The sequence below is a fragment of the Photorhabdus noenieputensis genome, from assembly GCF_018448935.1.
Taxonomy (GTDB): Bacteria; Pseudomonadota; Gammaproteobacteria; order Enterobacterales; family Enterobacteriaceae; genus Photorhabdus; species Photorhabdus noenieputensis.
In genome coordinates this window covers 1-2200 of the sequence record NZ_RCWC01000101.1, presented here as the reverse complement: position 1 = coordinate 2200, position 2200 = coordinate 1, and the positions used below count along the sequence as shown (strand labels likewise).

The 2200-nt window shown below is 48.6% G+C and carries 3 protein-coding genes; all 3 read right to left on the bottom strand.

Translation table 11 applies throughout. The features are described from left to right. Window positions 1–162: 162 nt before the first annotated feature. Window positions 163–387: a hypothetical protein gene (locus tag EAE91_RS23265; protein ID WP_214090512.1), complete on the bottom strand. Its 225-nt coding sequence runs from the start codon at window positions 385–387 to the stop codon at window positions 163–165. A 33-nt stretch (window positions 388–420) separates the two neighbouring features. Beyond that, window positions 421–789, bottom strand: coding sequence for a hypothetical protein (locus EAE91_RS23260; RefSeq protein WP_214090511.1), 369 nt, complete (start codon window positions 787–789; stop codon window positions 421–423). Beyond that, a partial coding sequence (locus tag EAE91_RS24655; protein ID WP_280520309.1) for a VENN motif pre-toxin domain-containing protein occupies window positions 786–2200 on the bottom strand: 1415 nt, incomplete at its 5' end. The genes EAE91_RS23260 and EAE91_RS24655, both read right to left, overlap by 4 nt.

Sequence of the window (2200 nt, the reverse complement as noted above, 5' to 3'; positions counted from 1 at the left end):
ATGTTGCTGTTTTTGTTCCGGGGTATATCGACTACGGCTCATGGTGTCAGTCTCCAGGTGAAGATAAGGAAGCAGTAGCGTGCATGGGCCGGAGAGGAAGAACAAGGTGAGATGACCGGACGTTTACTTTGTTCCGGGGTATATCGGCTACGGCTCATGGTGTCAGTCTCCAGGTGAAGATAAGGAAGCAGTAGCGTGCATGGGCCGGAGAGGAAGAACAAGGTGAGATGACCGGACGTTTACAATCAAAGCGGGTCTTCTCAATCGGTCGCGGTAGGAATAGCCGTTACCAGCAACCCCTACCGTGACCGATTTTTTAGCCTGATAAGCCACTTTTCCCAGACGTAATGAACTGCACCCTTTAAATGTCGGATGATTACCTAACATTTGGGGTACAGTTCAGATTAACCGGGATTGATGCTATTTACTAAGTAGATAATTGTAACATTCTGGAAATTGGTAATTCTCCGGGATGCCAGGCCAATCGGAAGCCTTTAGCAAAGAGTCGGCATCTTCTTTAAAAGAATCAAAAAAACTTGACAGTCCCATTGCATATACTCTGACATAAACTAACGCCGCCTGCATTGCGATTTTGTCGTCATTTAACTTAGCTTGCCTTAGTAACTCCTTTGCATTTTTTAGTAACTCGAAATTTCGTTCAAATAAAGCATCTTGTTTATCCTCATAGTCAATCAATAGATCTTCTTGATCTATTGGACATTCTGATATCTCTTTTGAAAGATAAAGATAAATATTTTTTAATTCATCGAAATAATTTTCACTAATCATTTTAGTAATTTCCGCCTTTCAGCTTCTGCAATCCTCGTTTTGTCCAGATTAATGGAGCCATCCATATTTAACACAACTCTGAAGTTTCCTTTGTTATCAAAAACTTCAAGATGATTTTTATGTTTATTATCCAGATAGAACTGGTCACCTTTACGGATATTATCATTAATGTTCTTTGATGCTTTATAAACCGTTTGCCCTTGATATATTTTACTGGTTTTTTGTGAGCCTGCTTTCGCTTCGCTCCCAAACCCCGGCTGCCTGAAGAACTCGCCCATATTACCAACTGCTCCCTGATTCGGTTGATATGGTTGTTTGCCTTTTCCGACATCCCCGCGGCCTTTTGCTCCAGACTTACTAATCCCTCCGGCCACTCCCGCAGACGCCGCAATTCCCGTCTGCCCCATAATCTTCACGATTTCCTGGGTGGTTTCTTCTGAGCCGCCGGTGACTTGGGCACGATGGAGCACTAAATTCCGTGATGCGTCAATATTCGACATGGCACCGCGTAAATCTGCCCATTCCCGCACTTCTGCCGGCGTGAGGGAATCCAGTCCCTGCATTCTGGCTTTTTCCTGAATTTCACTTATCCGAGCACTGTAGTCACCTTGCAATGCCCGCAGCTCTTTGGCAACCGCAACGCACTGGTCAGCGCCTGAACACGTCGCTATCCGCTCCTGAACCTTGTCATATTCCTGCCGATATTTATCCCTGACAGTCGCACGGCAACTGCTATCACCCTGACAATTAACCAGTTCCTCACTTCTTGAACGATTCTGGTCAACGCTTAGATGATTATTGTCTACTGCGTTCTTCCCGGCCTGCGCCCCAGTAAGGGCGCTGGCGGTGGAATCACCGGCAATGCCACCTGCCAGCCCGGCTGCTAGGGTGGAAAGGGTGCTGATAGTTTGTTTTTGTTCCTCCGTTAACTCACTGACTTTAGCCCCATCACCGTAAAGTTGCTTTATCAGGACCTGCGCGGCCAGTTCCCCCGACGCCGCACCCGCGGCACCCGACAGGGCATTGTTACCGCTCACTTCCGCCGCCACCGCACCTAAAATCGCGTGGGCCAGCGTATTGGTGGCGATATCTACCTGATGGGTTTGTGGGTCGGTGGTCAGCTCTTTTATCACGCCCGCCAGATAAGGAGAAGCGCCCCCGGCCAGCGCCTGACCGAGGTTGTTGCCCGCTAAGCCCTGAATCGCTGCCGTGGCCGCCTGTAACGCTTTCTGATAGGTTCCGCCGGTCCCAAAGCCGGAGTCATTCAGCGCCTGCGTGTAAGCGGTGTCATAAACTTGCTTATTGATATCCGCTGAAGTCGGGTGTGGATTGCCACCGTCAACCAGTTTTTTTCTGGCGGCCTCTTTGTCCGGTTCACTGATATGGTCCAGCTTCGCTTTCGCCGCTTTGG